Consider the following 16,413-nt stretch of genomic DNA (forward strand, 5'->3'; position numbering starts at 1 on the left):
ATTGGGTGATGAAGGATTTACTATTATTGCACCGGATTATAAAAAATAGTAAAAGGATAATTGTTAGACAACAATTATCCTTTTATAAAATTCTTGTTGCGTATTAGTAAATACGTCCTTCTCGATTAACTTGTTCGTCATGCTTGGCGATAACCCAAATTGCATGAATACTACCGGGAAGCCAACCTAAAACTGTGAGCAAAATGTTAATAATCAGAGTTGGTCCAACTCCAACTGTCAAGAAAACACCTAAAGGAGGAACTAACAAACCTAAGAGAAAACGAACTAATTTCATGATGTTACAACTTGGTGATTTTGTTTAATTACATTTGAGATGCCGAATTATGAAATCCAGCTTTGGAGATTTTATGTATGTTAGAAAATTGATGTAAAGAACTGTCGTTTCTACTCTTTCTAACTTATTTAGAAGAAGGTAATTCAGCTTGATTCTTTACATCACCACTACTGGTTAAAAGGTTTCTTTCAACAAAGTAGTTGTTAATAAAGGTATTAGCAAAAGTTAAAATTACTGGTCCCAGCAGGAAACCAATAATTCCACTAACTGCGAACCCAGGAACTAACACTGCTGCTAACCAAAAACACAAACCGTTGACAACGAGCGAAAATGCTCCAAATGAGAGAAAGTTAAGTGGTAGGGAAAGAGCAGACAGAACTGGTTTAACTGAACCGTTAATTAGACCAATTACTAAAGCAGCAATCAAAGCTGCGGGGAAATTAGCAATATTAACACCTGGAACAACGATATCAACAATCAACAGGCTCAAAGCTGTAGTTAGCGCGGTTAAAAATGGAGTCAGCATTGTTTTTACCTAATAACTAGAGATTTTTTTTGCAACTTCTTATATCATCTTTGACTATCTGCTAGGGTTTACCCTCCCTTGCAAGATAGAATTTCTTTCTACCATTAGGTCTATCATTGATAAAACTATAGCGATTTTAAATACATATTATAGACGCACATCTGTACGCTCATACATTAGACATAGGAGTAGAGACATAGTAGTACTACGTCTCTATAAGGGTTATGGATAACGCATATTAATTTCTGAAGATGTCTAATGCATTGTAATGTTTTGAAGGGTGCGTTAAACAAACTTAACGCACCCTAGAAATTTAAGATTAATTTAATGTCACAAGGCAAAAATCACTCAGATTTTCCCGACTCAGGCTTATAATAAAGGGCTGATTTATATAAGACTTGTTCTTGATGGGTTTCTAAAGTGCAATTAGACAAAGGGTAAGTTACACAAGTAACAACATAACTAGCCTGTATTTCATTTGGACGTAGGAATTTTTGCTCGCTTTGATCGACTTCACCACTAATAAGTTTAGCAATACACGCAGAACATTCGCCTTGTTTACACCCAGATGGTAGGCGGATACCAGCTTCTTCCGCCATATCCAAAATATATTGATCGTCTGGTACTGGAATGGTGCGATCTAATCCAAGTGTAGAATTGATAAATCGAACTTGATAAACTGCCATCTGCTGTTTCTAATTATTGTTTAACTGCTTTCATCGACAAACCAATCCGTTTGAGTTTCTCGTTGATTTCTAACACCTGCACTTTGACTACTTGTCCAACTTTGACCACTTTGTTGGGATCGTCTATAAATCTATCAGCAAGTTGGGATATATGTACTAAGCCATCTTGATGTACGCCGATATCGACAAAAGCACCGAAGTTGGCGACGTTCGTCACAATTCCCTCTAGTTCCATTCCTACTTTTAAGTCACTGATTTCTTTAATCCCTTCTTTGAAGGTGGCATACTTAAACTCAGCACGAGGATCTCTACCTGGTTTTTCGAGTTCGCTGAGAATGTCGCGCAGTGTGGGTTCGCCGACGCTATCGGTAACGTATTTCTTCAGGTTGGTCTTTTTGAGTTTTTCAGCAATTTGTGTTACCTGATTTAATGGCACATTTAGATCGGATGCGATCGCTTCTACTACAGAATAACTCTCTGGATGCACTGCTGTATTATCCAAAGGGTTGTCACCGCCGCGAATTCGCAGAAAACCTGCTGCTTGTTCAAAAGCTTTTGGTCCCAACTTCGGAATTTTCAACAGTTGTCGGCGATTTTTAAAGGCTCCATGCTGGTTGCGATGGGCGACAATATTATTGGCAACTGTTGCCGTAATTCCAGAGACGGAAGTTAGAAGTTCTTTGGAGGCGGTGTTTAAGTCTACGCCAACGTAGTTAACGCAGCTTTCTACAGTCTCATCCAATTTCTTTTTCAACAACTTCTGATCGACATCGTGCTGATATTGTCCCACACCAATAGATTTGGGATCGATTTTTACCAGTTCCGCCAAAGGGTCTTGCAAACGGCGACCGATGCTAATGGCGCCGCGCACGGTAACATCTAAATCGGGAAACTCTTCTAGCGCCACTTTGCTAGCAGAATATATAGATGCGCCAGACTCATTCACCATCACCTTAACTGGTTTGCGTTCTATGGTTTGTAATACTTGCGTAACAAATTCCTCTGTCTCGCGAGACGCTGTACCGTTACCAATGGCAATTAACTCAATTTTGTACTTTTCAATCAGATTTTTGACAGTTTGTGCAGCTTTGAGTCGTTGTTCAGCCGCTTGGTGCGGAAATACCGCCTGATATTCCAAAAATTGTCCAGTTTGGTCGAGGACAGCAACCTTACACCCAGTTCTAAATCCAGGGTCTATCGCCAGCGTTGGTTTCATCCCTGCTGGTGCAGACAGCAGTAACTCCCGCAGATTAGTTTCAAATGTCTTGATTGATTCTATGTCTGCATAAGCTTTTTTCTCAGAAATTACCTCTCCCATGAGAGAGATTTTCATCAAACGGTTGAATGTATCTTTCAGCATCGCCTGATAAAAATCCCGAATTGTCCGTACTTTGGTTTTAATTTCTTTCGACTCAAGATAGTAAAGTACCGTATCCTCATCAAAAGCAATTTCAAAGCTTAATACTTTCTCAGTTTCACCTCGACACAACGCCAGCATATTGTGTGGTGCAATATTTTTTACCCTAATTTGATAGTTACGGTACATCTCAAATTTGGTTGTACCTTCAGGATAATCATCTTTGATACGGGAGACAAATATCCCTTCTTCTAAAAAATAGTCACGGATATATGCGCGTAACTCAGCTTTTTCAGCTACTTCTTCCGCTAAAATATCAGCAGCACCTTTGAGTGCTTCTTCTGCTGTTTTTACTCCCTTGGTTTCCGAAATATACTTAGCCGCTTCTACTTCCAGAGAAGCCGTTACAGCATTTTTTACATTTAGTGACTTGATGAATTCCGCCAGTGGTTCGAGTCCTTTTTCTCTGGCGATGGTGGCGCGGGTGCGTCGCTTTGGTCGATAGGGTAAGTATAAATCCTCAAGTTCAGTTTTTTGTAAGCAGGATGAGAATTTGGCTTTGAGTTCATCTGTAAGTTTACCTTGTTGGGCGATCGCACTTAAAATCACCGATTTTCGTTCTTCCAGTTCTGTTAAATAAGTATATCGATCGGCCAGTTCACGTAGTTGCACTTCATTCATCTCATCGGTGCGCTCTTTCCGGTAACGTGCAATAAAGGGAATTGTTGCACCCTCTGCCAAAAGTTCCAGCGCGTTTTGCACCTGATGGGATTTGAGGTTTATTTCAGTTGCCAGTAGTTGAGGAATGTTCAGCATTAGATGTCTAAAATGAAAATGCTACTTCTAAAGGTAATATGCTAGATCCTTATCCTGGCGCAAGGCCAAAGTTTTAAGCTAATCTACCAGATGATTGCTCATAAGAGTGCAATTGGCGAAATAGACAAAATCTATTTACGCAAGTTTTATAACTCATAACTCTTTCAATCCGCCTAGATAAATGAGAATTTGCATAGCATAGCGCAGCGACGCTGAATTGGGAGAACGGCAAAAATAGCATCACCCACAGGAATTGTTTGTTCCTAAACACTACGCTAAATTGTATAGCGTCTTGTACTTAATTTTAAAGCTTACTACGCACACCATCGACCACAGGAAAAGAGTTATCAAGCTTTTAGGCGCTTCATCGGTCGCAATAATTATTCCAATTGGTGTAATATACAACGTTGCATAATCTTGATTTTCTATAATATTTATTTCGCTCGACTGTTGTAAGCAAAACCTTGTTGGATGTAAAATCAACCACACTTCCAAAAAATTTGTTTTAAAAACACTACAACCTTTAGTTCAGAGGTTAGTAAAATGCCTTTATTTTTCTTGATACCACTATGTACTGCTTTAGCCACTGGCTACTTGTTCAAAAAGAGTAATGATGAAATTGCATATCTTGCAGGTGTATTTGCAGCGGTCAGCTTGATCTTAAGTTTAGTATTAGCACCTTGGCAGATTCAGTTTGGATTATTAATCATTGTCTTCGTCATTACCAACAGATTTTTACAGGATAATGAGTCCAAACAATAGGAAAACAACTTAGAGAAACCTCTATCCAGCCAAGGAAACTTAGCGTTGTTTTTCTTTATACCACCATATACTGTCTTAGCTACTGCCTGCTTTTTCAAAAAGAGTACTAATGAAATTCCATACTTTGCAGCTATTAGCTTGATTTTAAGTCTAGTATTAGCACCTTGGCAGATTCAGTTTAGATTGTTAATCATTATTACCAACAAACTTTTGTGAGGATAATGAGTTCAATCAATAGAAAAACCTCTATCCAGCCAAAGAAAATTGGCGCACTACTAACTCTGTCTGAGATACGTGAATTCAGATGAAGATTTTTGTGGATAGTTTAAAAACAATTAAAACTCTCGATTGTCATCTAAAAATTACAGCTGTAATTTAGTGTAACGTTGTGTGATATTATCAGCGCAAGTAGTGTTGTTCAAGTTTCAAATTTCCTTGGGTCAACTCTTAGCTTTGTATTTATCGAGTCTAATACTAACTCTTTACTTATACAATTTTAATACCCAGAAATTACTTCATAAATGTACAAATTTCCAAGACAAAAGTTCATGATAGAGGAGGATTTTTGTTTTATAAAGTTTTTGTTTAAGTGTATTTGTGAGTAGATAAATTTTTGATAAAGTATGACGATAAATTTGCAACATGCCTTTCTCGTGGTATTCTAGTAAGTAATTACATGTAACAATAAATTTGGAGAAAACAGCTTATTTGAAATAATGATCAAAAATCAAGCAACTTCAATACTAAATGGTGTAGAAATATCTCAAATTCAATGTAAGTACCGTCAACTTTAAAGTTGATTAGCCAACGCTAGTTTGCATTAGTTATTTTGTTAAAAAGGCTCTATTTGGACATTCAGTAAAATTTCCCATAAACCTGTAAAGCGTATTTCTGTAGATTAATTTATCTCTCTATGATTTACGCAGCCAGTCAGACTTGTATTACTTCTTGTGTTTCCATGCCCAAAAAGAGCACGTATATATACTGAATTTGAGTAAAAACCATTACTTTTATAAATCGGCTTAATTGCTAGCTGAGATTACAGATATGTCAGTACATAAATCAACTTTCCTGGAGCCAAATAGAGAATATTTATCAATCCAGCTAGGTTTTATAGCTTGAGAAGATCAATAGTATCTTTAAAAGATTTCTACAGCACGATACAACTGATAAAAGTTAATGAATCGGTTAATCAAAAATTTTAGCAATCCATTTTGATTTAGGTGCATCTGTTGAATATGTAGGTGGAATCAGAGATCAGTATCAGGGATGTCTACGACGGGTTACACCTACGCACACTGCAAACTTTATGTATATAGAGAGAATTTGTGACAAAGTTCTCAACTTTCTCTATGTCTGCATCTACTACTAAATTATCGCGATCACCCTCAAAATAGTGTTGGAGCAAACTTAAGTAGCACAGAAAATATCTGTAATTTACAGTTGGGCAAACTCTAAATTGATTGTCCCAATTGTCAAGCAATAAACTGGTTTGCTTGGGAGTCTAATCCAGTAAAACAATTAAGCGTGCTTTACTTTGAATCATATCGAACGCTTTCATGATAGAGCAATCATACTGGAATATGACATAGTCTTTAGTTTTTAACTCTGGGACATGAGCTTCAACAATCATTTTGATATCAGTCACTTCAACATAGTCTTCCTAATGTTCAAAACAACTGGTTTTTGACTGCCCAGTTCATACCTACTATCTTGATTAAGGCAAAGTACGATGAAATCTATGTCGCAAAAAAGTTCAAACTTTAAAATAATCCCTTATATTATTTTGTTTGTAAGTATTTTATTTAGTATCTGTGGACAATTGCTGATGAAAAATGCCATGATTCATACAAATGAGGGAGTATTTACTTGGGAGTTTTTTCAGAAATTATCATTAGCTGTTACTGTCTACTGTTTAGGAATAGTAAATTGGATATTGGCTCTGCGATCTGTAAAATTGAGTATTGCTTATCCCCTGACTAGTTTAAATTATGTCGGGATACTTTTCGGTTCATACTACTTTTTTAATGAAGTGATTACATTAACTCGAATAGTAGGAGTAATCACTATATTCTTAGGTGTTATTTTGGTAGTTACTCCCATAAGAAAGTTCAAATTTAGATAATTAATTACTTAAAAACTTAAAAATGAGTATTTTTACTTGGCTAAATTTAATGCTTGTCGTTTTGTTTGGAACAACAGCTCAACTTTCACTCAAGTATGGATTTTATATTTCTAACTCTAGTAAAGGAGAAAGTGGCTCTCTCAAACATCTCTTATTATCTCGTTATTTTTTGATTTGGTTTATCTGCTATACATTTATGACTATATTGTGGCTTTATGTATTGCGGACAATTCCTTTAAGTCAAGCCTTTCCAGTTTTAGGATTAATGTATGCATTTGTACCAATTGCATCTCACTATCTTTTAAAAGAAAAAGTTATATTTAGCCAGTGGTTAGGAATTTCCGTTATTATAACTGGCGTAATTCTGGTTGTACATTAATAGCTTAATAGGCAAATAATCAGATTATTTAGTATTAACATCTTCTGAACATCATCCTCTAAAACATTTTCACAAAATCTAAATTTAATTTATGAATATAGGTATCGTTGGCGGAGGCATAACTGGGCTAGTATTAGCTCAACGTCTTTCACATCAAGGACATAAAGTCACTGTCTTTGATAGCAACAAGCAGCTTGGTGGACTTACTACTTATCATGATTACGGTTTATTTACCTGGGATCGCTTTTATCACGTTATTTTACCTTCTGATACTCACTTAATAAATTTTATCAGAGATATTGGTCTTGGAGATAAACTGCGTTGGCATCGGAGTTTAACAGGCTTTTATGACAATAAAAAGTTTTATTCTATTAGTAACAGTATAGAATTCCTACGTTTTCCTTTATTTGGACTTATCAGTAAAATCAGATTAGCTTTTACTCTCCTATATGGTTCACGTCTTAATAACTGGCGGCGTTTAGAGAAGATTTTAGTTGAAGATTGGCTATTGAAACTCGGTGGTAAAAACACATACGAAAAGCTCTGGAAACCTTTGCTTTTATCCAAATTAGGAGAAAACTATAAGCGAATATCAGCAGTTTTTATCTGGGCTTATATCAAACGACTATTTTCAGCGCGCGATTCTTCATTAAATAAAGAACAGCTTGGTTATGTCTCTGGCGGTTATAAAACTGTTTTTGACCATATAGAAAAATTAATTTATGCGGCTGGAGGTGATATTCACAAAGGTGTTGCAGTTGAATATATCGCACCTCATCCAGGGGGTGGAATGTGGGTAGAACATCAGGGTAAAAAAGAGCATTTTGATAAAGTTATCTTTACTGGCCCAGTTAATATCTTGCAACAGGTTGCTGCCAAGGAACTGGTGAAAGTTTCAAACACTGGTGAAACAGTAGAATACCTGGGTGTAATCTGCATAGTACTGATTACTCGTAAACCTCTCATTCCTTATTACGTAGTAAATATTGCTGATAAAAATATTCCTTTTACCGGAGTTATTGGGATGAGTAACTTAGTTTCTTTACAAGAAACAGCAGGGTATCACATTACATTCCTACCAAAATATATACTTTCCACTAACCCGTTATTAAAACAACCAGATGACGAATTACGTCCAATATTTTTTCAAGGTATACGTTCAATGTTCCCCGAACTCAAAGCAGATGACATTGTAGCGGCACATATTAATCGAGCGATAAAAGTACAGCCACTACAAGTTTTAAATTATTCAAGCCTTGTTCCCAAAGTGAGTACTGAAAACGATGATTTTTTCGTTGTTAATACCTCACAGTTGGTCAATGATAGCGTCAATAACAACGCAGTAGTTCGACAAGTCGATGAATTTCTCAAAAAATCAGCATTACTTAATTCTTGAAATTTGAGTAATCACATTTTATTTTAAAAATCACACGAGGTCTTTATGAGTCTTTTTGTTCTTTTACCCGCATATAACGAGCAAGAATCAATTCGACCCTTGTTCAAAAAGTTTCAAACATTGCAGCAAATCTTTAATATAGAGATAAAACTGATTCTTGTTGATGATGGCAGTAGCGATCAAACTGCTCAGACTGCTTTAAAAGAATCTCAATCACTAGGTATATTACTGAAATTAGTCCAACATCCCAAAAATGCTGGTTTAGGTCAAGCAATTAAAACAGGTTTCACGACTTTCTTAGAAATTTCCAAAGAAGGTGATTTTTTAGCGGCAATGGATTGCGATAATACTCAACCACCAGAACTGCTAATAAAAATGTATGACACTATGATAGCTGGGAGCTATGATATTGCGATCGCATCTAGATATCGAAAAGGTTCTAAAGTCATAGGCTTATCAAAATTTAGAGAGCTGCTGAGTTACGGAGCCAGTTGGCTTTTCAGAATTGCCGCCCGTGTACCAGGCGTAAAAGACTACACTTGTGGTTACAGACTGTATAACCGTACTTTCCTCAGTAAACTGGACATGTATTATGGGGACAATCTATTCACTGAAAGTGGATTTGCTTGCATGATAGATTTACTGCTGAAAGCCAAAGCCCTTAAACCAAAAATCGTGGAAATTCCAATGGTTTTGAGATACGATCAAAAGCCCACTGCTAGCAAAATGAAAATTCTTAAAACTATTACTCGAACACTAAAGCTCTTGTTTAAGAATCTCAAATCAACAGGGGCAACTATCTAATTTAGCTCGGATTCTTAATGAGCAAGAAACAGCAAGAATTCCACTTAAAATGGCAAATTGTAAATAAACCTTGATAAGAAATAGGTTTTCACTAAGAATTAACTGGATGGGAAAATACTAACTTCTCAACGGTGGGATTATAGGGATGAGCAAGGCAGAAATCAAAAATAAGTTTGTTTAATGAAATTGTTGCTTTTACTAATATATCTGGGTGCATCTTCCTTTCTATAGTTTCAGAAATTATAAGACAGTCTGAGACTGTCTTATAATTATGTATGAAAAATTATTACATCTAGTATTGCAACTGATTCTCTAAGCATTCTCTTCATTGATTACCAGGGCGCAACTATGCTATAGATAATTTGAATATTTTGCTTCATACCAAGGTCAGTAACAGCGACAAGATATTGTAACAAGGCATCAACATCCTTAATACCTTTAGCGGTAAGCCGAACTTTTCCAGTTGGTATTTATGTCCAAGAAAATGCGGGAATTGGAATAACCATGAGTAAAACTGTGTCTGACTTGCAGAATATCGTTTAGCATCTGTCAAGTGGCGAGTGCATTCATGCTTCTTTTTGACCAAACCCAATCATTCATAGGGTCATAGCCAGTATATTGAAACAAAAGGTTACGCGAATTATCTGCATTTGGTGTATTAAATTGTTTAAGCGATCGCTCTGCTGCATTTTTAGCAATAGAATGTACAGCATGAAACTGAGGATCTAAAGGATTTGCGGTTACATCAAAAAAGTTGCGAACTAGTTCCTCAATATAAGCCTCCCATCCAGCAACAAACATTGCTAGAGCAGAGTGATAATAGACTTGAGTTTGGCTATTTAATATTGGGCGCAAGCGGGGATCTGTTGCAGTATCACGCAGGACACGAGCCTTATAAGCCGCTTTATCGTACCTTAATGCTGCTAGTGATGGCACGGCGATGCTCTTATAGACAATTCACAAACTCTTCAAGTGCATCTCGATATCTCTGTAATGGCTCTGGATTTAATTGCACTTGCTGTTCACCAATTTTTTTGATACCTGGTTTGAGTTTATGTAAAGGGGTGCCAGTTGTCGCAACAACCACAGCAACAGTGTGAAAAGCAGGAATTTCAATTATACTTTTACTGGGAATTTCAAGAAAACTATTACTCGGTAAGTCTTTAGGATTAGCGAAAATATGACGATTTTTCTGATGTATATCATCCATAGTTTTCTGAATCATTTTGTTTATAGCTATGGATGCAGAAGCAGTTATACCTGCGTACATTGTCACCTGATTAAGAACAAATGCATATAATTTTGGTACAGATACACCTTCTTCTTTTGCACGTTTAGCAAAGCTAATTTTTGCATATAGTGCAGTATTGGGATCGGTTATACCATATAAAAGTGCAACCACATTTTCAATCGCATAAAATGAACTTTTTTCCGCAGTAAATGGGACAATTACACCCTCTACTGCAACCAGACCAAGTTGTGTATAAATAGCGAAACTAGGGTTACAGTCAATTAAAAATACAGTATCTCTCTCTCCACTAAATATACGCAGAGAAACTGTTAAATCTCGAATCCAATTAAGCACCTGTTTCCAAGCATCAATTGGTATTTGTAGTTCAGATGTTTGCCTAATTGCTTCAGAAATTATTTCAAGAAGATTGTCCCCGCATACGAGTTTCAAATTTTCTGGTATTTGTGGGTTGAATTCCCTTGGATCACAAACATAAGGAGATACATCGGTAATCATTCTGAAGGGAGAGTTTAGACGTGCTTCCAGATATCCAGCTACTGTCGAACGTGGTATCTTACTGCTTAAAGAATGTAGTGCCTTTGGACTATTGAGATATCCTCCTAGTAGGGTTTCTGAGACGTTGGCTTGGGGACATAGGTCAATTACATAAACATCTGTATCGGGGTGACGGTGAGCATATTCAGCAGCAGCCACAAAACAAAGAAAGCTTTTTCCCACGCCGCCTTTGTTGTTCCAAAAAGCATACGAACTCATTATTTTATATTCCTTGTTGAGGTAAAACAGTCCCTGCGTGTATTGGCAATGCTATGAAACTCTTACCCCCTATTGTCGCAAAATACAGTTTAGTAAACTGTATTTTCTTTTGACTCCTGCATGATAGCGATCGCTCCCTCAAGTGCATTACTTCTAAGATATTTCTTCTTCTGGTGACTTTTATCTAGGCGTAGAAGCTAAGGTCCAAGTGCAGTGAGGAAACCCCTACTGCATAACTGCCAACTGTGGCTTTCACTCATTTGTTAGACTGAACACACTAGGATTTTTCAGTCAAATCTCTGAACTACGCCAGCAGACGAGGCTACTCATGCTTACAAGTACGCTACTTCTCTCGAATCAACTTCCCACTCTCCAATATTCTTCTACACCAGAGCGTTTCGATGAAACCTGGGAAGCCCCTCTGGCTACCCTTCTGGGACTAGGACGCGCCGCTGGTGCTGACTTTATCGAATTATTTTTAGAGCGTCGCAACTATATTAGTTCTCTTGCAGAAGATGACGCTATCACCAGTATTTCACCCAGTCTGTCTACAGGCGCGGGAGTCAGGGTATTTCGCGGCAAAGCTGATTGCTACGTTAGCACTAATGACCTTTCGTTTTCCGGTTTGAAAGCAGCCTTAGAAAAAGGTCTTTCTATCTTGGGATTACAACTACCCACTGCGAAAGCTTTCATCCCAGAAATTAACCTGGAATTACTCAGAGATTACGCCACCAAAAGAGGTAAAGATGCATGGCTACCGATGTGTAGCTCCATCCGAGAAATGGGAGAAATCCTCCTAGATGGTACAGCCCACCTGAAGCAAAAAGCTAGCCACGTCCAATCGCGCCGTGCTAGCTATTTCCGGGATTGGCAAGAAGTTTTAATCGCCGCTAGTGACGGGACTTTTGCGCGTGATATTCGCCTTACGCAGTCAGTAGGATTTAACCTGTTGTGTGCTGATGGTGCTAATCGTACCTCAATTGGCGATCGCGCAGGTAACACTAGTGATGCCAACTTCCTGAAAACTTGGGATTCTCAACAAGCCGCCGAAAAAATAGCAGAATCGGCTGGAAAAATGCTCTACGCAGATTACGTGGAATCGGGTACTTATCCCATCATTATGGCCAATCACTTTGGCGGCGTAATCTTCCACGAAGCCTGCGGACACCTGCTCGAAACCACTCAAATTGAACGCAATACCACTCCCTTTGCTGATAAAAAAGGCGAAAAAATAGCCCACGAAAGTTTGACAGCTTGGGATGAAGGGCGCTCTGAAAATGCCTTTGGAACAATTGACATGGATGACGAAGGTATGCCTGCTCAAAGAACCCTCTTAATTGAAAAAGGCGTTCTGAAAAACTTCTTAGCAGATAGAACAGGTTCTGCACGCACCGGACACCCCAGAACTGGAAGTGGACGCCGCCAAAATTATACCTATGCTGCTGCTAGCCGGATGCGTAATACTTATATTGATTCTGGCGAACATAGCAATGATGAATTATTTGCCTCCATTGATAAAGGTATTTACTGTAAAAAGATGGGTGGTGGTAGCGTTGGTGCTACAGGTCAATTTAACTTTAGTGTTGATGAAGCTTATTTAATTGAAAATGGCAAAATTACCAAACCGCTAAAGGGAGCAATTTTGATTGGTGAAGCCAAGGAAATTATGAATAAAATTTCCATGTGTTCTCAAGATTTGGAAATTGCACCAGGTTTTTGTGGCTCAGTCAGTGGCAGTATTTATACCACAGTCGGACAACCCCACATTAAGGTCGATTCTATTACTGTAGGTGGACGATAAGAATTTTAGATTTTGGATTTTGGATTGTGAATGAGCAGAAGTTTCAGGCTAGAACAAAGCAGCTGGCATTACGAGTTATTCGTCTAACAAATATAAGTCATAACATCCAAAATCCAAACTTTAATATCAAAAAAGGAATCGTTTCCAATCCCAAATCTTAAATCCCAAATCTAAAATTAACTATGCCGAATATCAATGAGATTGCAAATTCTGCCAAGGACAATGCTGATAAGCTTGGCATTAAGAAATTCGACATTTATGGCTCGACAGTAGATGACACTAGCGTGCAAGTAGACCAAGGAGAGCCAAAACAAGTCAAAGCTTCAAATCGCTCTGGTGTTACTGTTCGTGTCTGGAATGAAGATAATACAATGGGTGTAACTAGCACCACAGATGTAGACACCAAGGGACTGGAATTAGCTTTGAAAACTGCCTACGAAGCCAGTTTCTTTGGTGTTAAAGAAAATGTTCCTGATTTTAGTCCAGAGGCTACTGCTCCTATCCCAAGTAAACCTCAGGATAAAACGCCCCAAGCACCTGTTGCTGAACTTATAGAAAAATTGTTGGTAGCTGAAAAAGAATTACTAGCAGCTCATCCAGCAATTAAAGGTGTACCTTATAATGGTTTGTCACAAAGAGATATTGACAGATTTTATCTTAATAGCGACGGCGCAGTGAGAACTGAATCTCACTCTTTGGCATCAGTTTATCTTTACAGCAAAACTGAGGAAGATGGCAAAAAACCGCGCAGTGCAGGCGCTTTTAGAATCAACCAAAGTTTAGATAATCTAGATATTAATGGTTGCATCAAAGAAACCGCCGATAAAACTATCAGTCACCTGAACTATGAAAAAATCAAAACTGGTAAATATCGAGTTGTTTTCTCTGCGGAAGCTTTCTTAAGTCTGTTGGGTGCTTTTTCTAACTTGTTCAATGCCCAAAGTATTTTAGACAATCAAAGTCTGTCTACTCCTGATGATTTAGGTAAGCAAATTGCTTCTCCTTTGCTTTCAGTTTACGATGATGCACTGCACCTAGCTAACGTTGGTGCCGAAAGTTTTGATGGCGAAGGAACTCCCACTCGTCAAATTTCGCTGATTGAAAATGGCGTTTTAACAGGATTTCTCCATAGTGCAGGCACTGCTAAAAGGTTAAATGCCCAGCCAACGGGTAATGCTAGTATTGGCGCAAAAGTCAGCGTTAGTCCGAATTTTTATCATGTATTTTCAACAGCAACTTCTGATCAGGAGTTGAGCTTAGAAACTGCTGAAAATGTGATTTTTATCGATGATTTACAAGCTCTCCATGCTGGAGTTAAATCCTTGCAAGGTTCCTTTTCTTTGCCGTTTGATGGTTGGCTAGTTAATAAGGGAGTGAGGACAAGTATTGAGTCAGCAACTGTTGCTGGCGACTTCTTAGAACTCTTGAAGTCAATTATTTATGTAGAAAAAGAGCCAGAGTTAACGCCAGGTGGGGTTTGCCCGAAAATCTGGGTTAATGAACTATCGATTACCGGCGAATAAAACTTAGGAAGTGCAGAGTTAAGAGTTTAACTCTTAACTCATCACTTGGAAATCATGACTGATCATTAGTATTCACCACCAATGCTAATGGCAGTATTAAATACATCAGCACCCTTTAAATCAACACCAGCTAAAACAGCGCCATCTAGGTCACTATTATATAAACGGGAATTACTCAAATTCACGTTGGTAAGATTGGCATTATTTAACATCGTATCGCTAACAAATGCTTGTGTAAGATTAGCAGACTTTAAATTAGCTCCAGTTAAATCTGCACCTTCTAAGTTGGCACCTTCGAGATTAGCTCCTTTTAAATTTGCATTTCTCAAGTCAACACCGATTAGATGAGCGCCTTTGAGGTTGGCTCCTGCTAGATTGCATCCCGAACATTCTCTAGTTTCTAACAAGCGGCGGACAGGGGCGGAGTTTTCGGCTTTGACGGGAATGGGAGCAGCTAAAGATAGCGTGCTGAGTAAGGCTGCTGCCGTCAAAAAAATTCGTTTCATATTCACCTCCGACACTTCTAGAAGTTATTGAATTCTCAACTTCTCTGAACTTGTACGATACCAGTGTGCCAAGATTAAAAAATTCTGTCCTCATGCGCTCGGAGGAATATATAATTTCGATGAGACTAGGTATTCTTCCGTTAGGTAGTCCGATGGGAGTAAATTTCAAACTGAAATTATATTAAGCTTTGCCGCTACCTAATAGGTACAACAGTGCCATCCGAACAGCAACACCGCTGGTAACTTGTGATTGAATGAGACTAAATTCTGGGTCATCCATCAATTCAGAACTAATTTCAACACCACGGTTAACTGGGCCTGGATGCAAAACTTTGACATTAGGTTTACAAAGTTGCAGTTTTGTGCGTGTAATGCCAAACAGCTGATGATATTCTCGCAAACTTGGTAGTAAATGAGCTGTCATCCGTTCCTTTTGCAGGCGCAAAGTCATGACAAAATCGGCATTTTGCAAAGCTGGTTCTAGCTGCCAATGTAAAAAAAGTTGGGGATTGGGAGAATAACTCCTGACTTCTAACTCCTGACTCCTACCTTCTACTTCCTCCGAGATAAACTCAGCAAATAATTTAGGTAAGAGGGTTGGTGGTGCTGCCAGATGCACTTCGGCACCACTGGCAATTAAACTCCAAATATTCGATCGCGCCACACGAGAATGGAGAATATCCCCAACAATGGCAATCTTTTTCCCTTTTAAAAGTTCCAGTCGTGGGCGATCTGGGTCAATTAGAGTAGTTATGGTAAATAAATCTAGCAGTGCTTGGGAAGGATGCTCGTGTTGACCATCACCAGCATTCAGGACGCTAACTCGTACACCTAGACGATCCATTTCAGCTGCGATCACATTCGGTACTCCTGCCTCTCGATGGCGAACTACCATGATATCAGTTCCCATAGCCAAATAGGTTTTCGCCGTGTCGAGAATTGTTTCTCCTTTAGTCATAGAAGATGTGGCTGCGGCAAAGTTCAGCGTATCCGCACTTAAGCGTTTGGCTGCGAGTTCAAAACTACTGCGAGTCCGGGTAGACGATTCAAAAAATAAATTCGCCACTACCTGTCCCTGCAAAGTTGGCACTTTTTTTGTTCGCCGTGATAGCACCTCTTGAAAACTGGCCGTAGTTTGCAAAACTGTATCGTATTCAGCGGCAGTAAAGTCAGCTAGGGAAAGAATGTGATGACGATTCCAGGTGCTAGTAGGCATAGGATTTAGGGAGGGATAAGGGGAGAAGGGGAGTAGGGGAGCAGGGGGAGTAGAGTTAAAAGACTCATTCACAAGTATTAAAGACTCGTCGGCGAGTATCAAAGACTCATTCACAAGTATTAAAGACTCGTCGGCGAGTATCAAATACTCATTCACAAGTATCAAAGACTCGTCGGCGAGTATCAAATACTCATTCACAAGTATCAAAGACTCGTC

At 38.4% G+C, this 16,413-nt stretch carries 15 protein-coding genes; 7 read left to right on the top strand and 8 right to left on the bottom strand.

Going from position 1 to position 16,413, the window contains the following annotated elements; translation table 11 throughout:
- Positions 1-103: 103 nt before the first annotated feature.
- The 4 genes from V7K56_RS16080 to V7K56_RS16095 all read right to left on the bottom strand — a co-directional run bounded on the left by V7K56_RS16080 (position 104) and on the right by V7K56_RS16095 (position 3,680).
- A complete protein-coding gene (locus V7K56_RS16080; protein WP_179067870.1) occupies positions 104-295 on the bottom strand; it encodes a YqaE/Pmp3 family membrane protein in 192 nt (63 codons plus the stop codon).
- A 124-nt stretch (positions 296-419) separates the two neighbouring features.
- Positions 420-821: a phage holin family protein gene (locus V7K56_RS16085; protein WP_334911877.1), complete on the bottom strand. Its 402-nt coding sequence runs from the start codon at positions 819-821 to the stop codon at positions 420-422.
- Positions 822-1,165: 344 nt separating this feature from the next.
- Entirely contained in the window at positions 1,166-1,507 is a 342-nt protein-coding gene (locus V7K56_RS16090) for a 2Fe-2S iron-sulfur cluster-binding protein (RefSeq protein ID WP_334911878.1), read from the bottom strand.
- Between the two features lie 13 nt (positions 1,508-1,520).
- Entirely contained in the window at positions 1,521-3,680 is a 2,160-nt protein-coding gene (locus V7K56_RS16095; RefSeq protein ID WP_334911879.1) for a Tex family protein, read from the bottom strand.
- A gap of 543 nt (positions 3,681-4,223) precedes the next feature.
- Between V7K56_RS16095 and V7K56_RS16100 the strand changes: the two genes are divergently transcribed.
- The 5 genes from V7K56_RS16100 to V7K56_RS16120 all read left to right on the top strand — a co-directional run bounded on the left by V7K56_RS16100 (position 4,224) and on the right by V7K56_RS16120 (position 9,146).
- Complete coding sequence (locus V7K56_RS16100) at positions 4,224-4,442, top strand: hypothetical protein (protein ID WP_334911880.1); 219 nt, start codon at positions 4,224-4,226, stop codon at positions 4,440-4,442.
- 1,741 nt (positions 4,443-6,183) lie between these two features.
- A complete protein-coding gene (locus tag V7K56_RS16105; RefSeq protein WP_334911891.1) occupies positions 6,184-6,567 on the top strand; it encodes an EamA family transporter in 384 nt (127 codons plus the stop codon).
- Positions 6,568-6,589: 22 nt separating this feature from the next.
- Complete coding sequence (locus V7K56_RS16110; protein ID WP_334911881.1) at positions 6,590-6,946, top strand: EamA family transporter; 357 nt, start codon at positions 6,590-6,592, stop codon at positions 6,944-6,946.
- A gap of 91 nt (positions 6,947-7,037) precedes the next feature.
- Entirely contained in the window at positions 7,038-8,342 is a 1,305-nt protein-coding gene (locus V7K56_RS16115; RefSeq protein WP_334911882.1) for an NAD(P)/FAD-dependent oxidoreductase, read from the top strand.
- Between the two features lie 45 nt (positions 8,343-8,387).
- Positions 8,388-9,146 carry a glycosyltransferase family 2 protein gene (locus V7K56_RS16120; protein WP_334911883.1) on the top strand — a complete coding sequence of 253 codons (759 nt, stop codon included), beginning with the start codon at positions 8,388-8,390 and terminating at the stop codon, positions 9,144-9,146.
- 549 nt (positions 9,147-9,695) lie between these two features.
- Here the strand turns inward: V7K56_RS16120 and V7K56_RS16125 are convergent.
- On the bottom strand, positions 9,696-10,082 hold the full coding sequence (locus V7K56_RS16125; RefSeq protein ID WP_334911884.1) for a hypothetical protein: 387 nt from the start codon (positions 10,080-10,082) through the stop codon (positions 9,696-9,698).
- Positions 10,083-10,092: 10 nt separating this feature from the next.
- Positions 10,093-11,151, bottom strand: a complete 1,059-nt coding sequence (locus tag V7K56_RS16130) for a ParA family protein (protein ID WP_334911885.1) — start codon at positions 11,149-11,151, stop codon at positions 10,093-10,095.
- Positions 11,152-11,479: 328 nt separating this feature from the next.
- On the opposite strand from V7K56_RS16130, the gene V7K56_RS16135 reads away from it, so the two are divergent.
- Both V7K56_RS16135 and V7K56_RS16140 read left to right on the top strand, forming a co-directional pair.
- Positions 11,480-12,952 carry a TldD/PmbA family protein gene (locus tag V7K56_RS16135; RefSeq protein WP_334911886.1) on the top strand — a complete coding sequence of 491 codons (1,473 nt, stop codon included), beginning with the start codon at positions 11,480-11,482 and terminating at the stop codon, positions 12,950-12,952.
- 182 nt (positions 12,953-13,134) lie between these two features.
- Positions 13,135-14,475: a TldD/PmbA family protein gene (locus tag V7K56_RS16140; RefSeq protein ID WP_334911887.1), complete on the top strand. Its 1,341-nt coding sequence runs from the start codon at positions 13,135-13,137 to the stop codon at positions 14,473-14,475.
- 65 nt (positions 14,476-14,540) lie between these two features.
- On the opposite strand, the gene V7K56_RS16145 is transcribed toward V7K56_RS16140, so the two are convergent.
- Together V7K56_RS16145 and V7K56_RS16150 are read right to left on the bottom strand one after the other, a co-directional pair.
- Positions 14,541-14,981, bottom strand: a complete 441-nt coding sequence (locus V7K56_RS16145; protein ID WP_334911888.1) for a pentapeptide repeat-containing protein — start codon at positions 14,979-14,981, stop codon at positions 14,541-14,543.
- A 181-nt stretch (positions 14,982-15,162) separates the two neighbouring features.
- Positions 15,163-16,197 carry an aspartate carbamoyltransferase catalytic subunit gene (locus V7K56_RS16150; protein WP_334911892.1) on the bottom strand — a complete coding sequence of 345 codons (1,035 nt, stop codon included), beginning with the start codon at positions 16,195-16,197 and terminating at the stop codon, positions 15,163-15,165.
- Between the last annotated feature and the right edge of the window lie 216 nt (positions 16,198-16,413).

Origin of the sequence: Nostoc sp. (genome assembly GCF_036917535.1) — a bacterium.
Classification (GTDB): domain Bacteria; phylum Cyanobacteriota; class Cyanobacteriia; order Cyanobacteriales; family Nostocaceae; genus Nostoc.

Bases quoted from the DNA above. Each gene is read 5' to 3' on its own strand.
- V7K56_RS16080 (WP_179067870.1), bottom strand. From the start codon at position 295: ATGAAATTAGTTCGTTTTCTCTTAGGTTTGTTAGTTCCTCCTTTAGGT.
- V7K56_RS16085 (WP_334911877.1), bottom strand. From the start codon at position 821: ATGCTGACTCCATTTTTAACCGCGCTAACTACAGCTTTGAGCCTGTTG.
- V7K56_RS16090 (WP_334911878.1), bottom strand. From the start codon at position 1,507: ATGGCAGTTTATCAAGTTCGATTTATCAATTCTACACTTGGATTAGAT.
- V7K56_RS16095 (WP_334911879.1), bottom strand. From the start codon at position 3,680: ATGCTGAACATTCCTCAACTACTGGCAACTGAAATAAACCTCAAATCC.
- V7K56_RS16100 (WP_334911880.1), top strand. From the start codon at position 4,224: ATGCCTTTATTTTTCTTGATACCACTATGTACTGCTTTAGCCACTGGC.
- V7K56_RS16105 (WP_334911891.1), top strand. From the start codon at position 6,184: ATGTCGCAAAAAAGTTCAAACTTTAAAATAATCCCTTATATTATTTTG.
- V7K56_RS16110 (WP_334911881.1), top strand. From the start codon at position 6,590: ATGAGTATTTTTACTTGGCTAAATTTAATGCTTGTCGTTTTGTTTGGA.
- V7K56_RS16115 (WP_334911882.1), top strand. From the start codon at position 7,038: ATGAATATAGGTATCGTTGGCGGAGGCATAACTGGGCTAGTATTAGCT.
- V7K56_RS16120 (WP_334911883.1), top strand. From the start codon at position 8,388: ATGAGTCTTTTTGTTCTTTTACCCGCATATAACGAGCAAGAATCAATT.
- V7K56_RS16130 (WP_334911885.1), bottom strand. From the start codon at position 11,151: ATGAGTTCGTATGCTTTTTGGAACAACAAAGGCGGCGTGGGAAAAAGC.
- V7K56_RS16135 (WP_334911886.1), top strand. From the start codon at position 11,480: ATGCTTACAAGTACGCTACTTCTCTCGAATCAACTTCCCACTCTCCAA.
- V7K56_RS16140 (WP_334911887.1), top strand. From the start codon at position 13,135: ATGCCGAATATCAATGAGATTGCAAATTCTGCCAAGGACAATGCTGAT.
- V7K56_RS16145 (WP_334911888.1), bottom strand. From the start codon at position 14,981: ATGAAACGAATTTTTTTGACGGCAGCAGCCTTACTCAGCACGCTATCT.
- V7K56_RS16150 (WP_334911892.1), bottom strand. From the start codon at position 16,197: ATGCCTACTAGCACCTGGAATCGTCATCACATTCTTTCCCTAGCTGAC.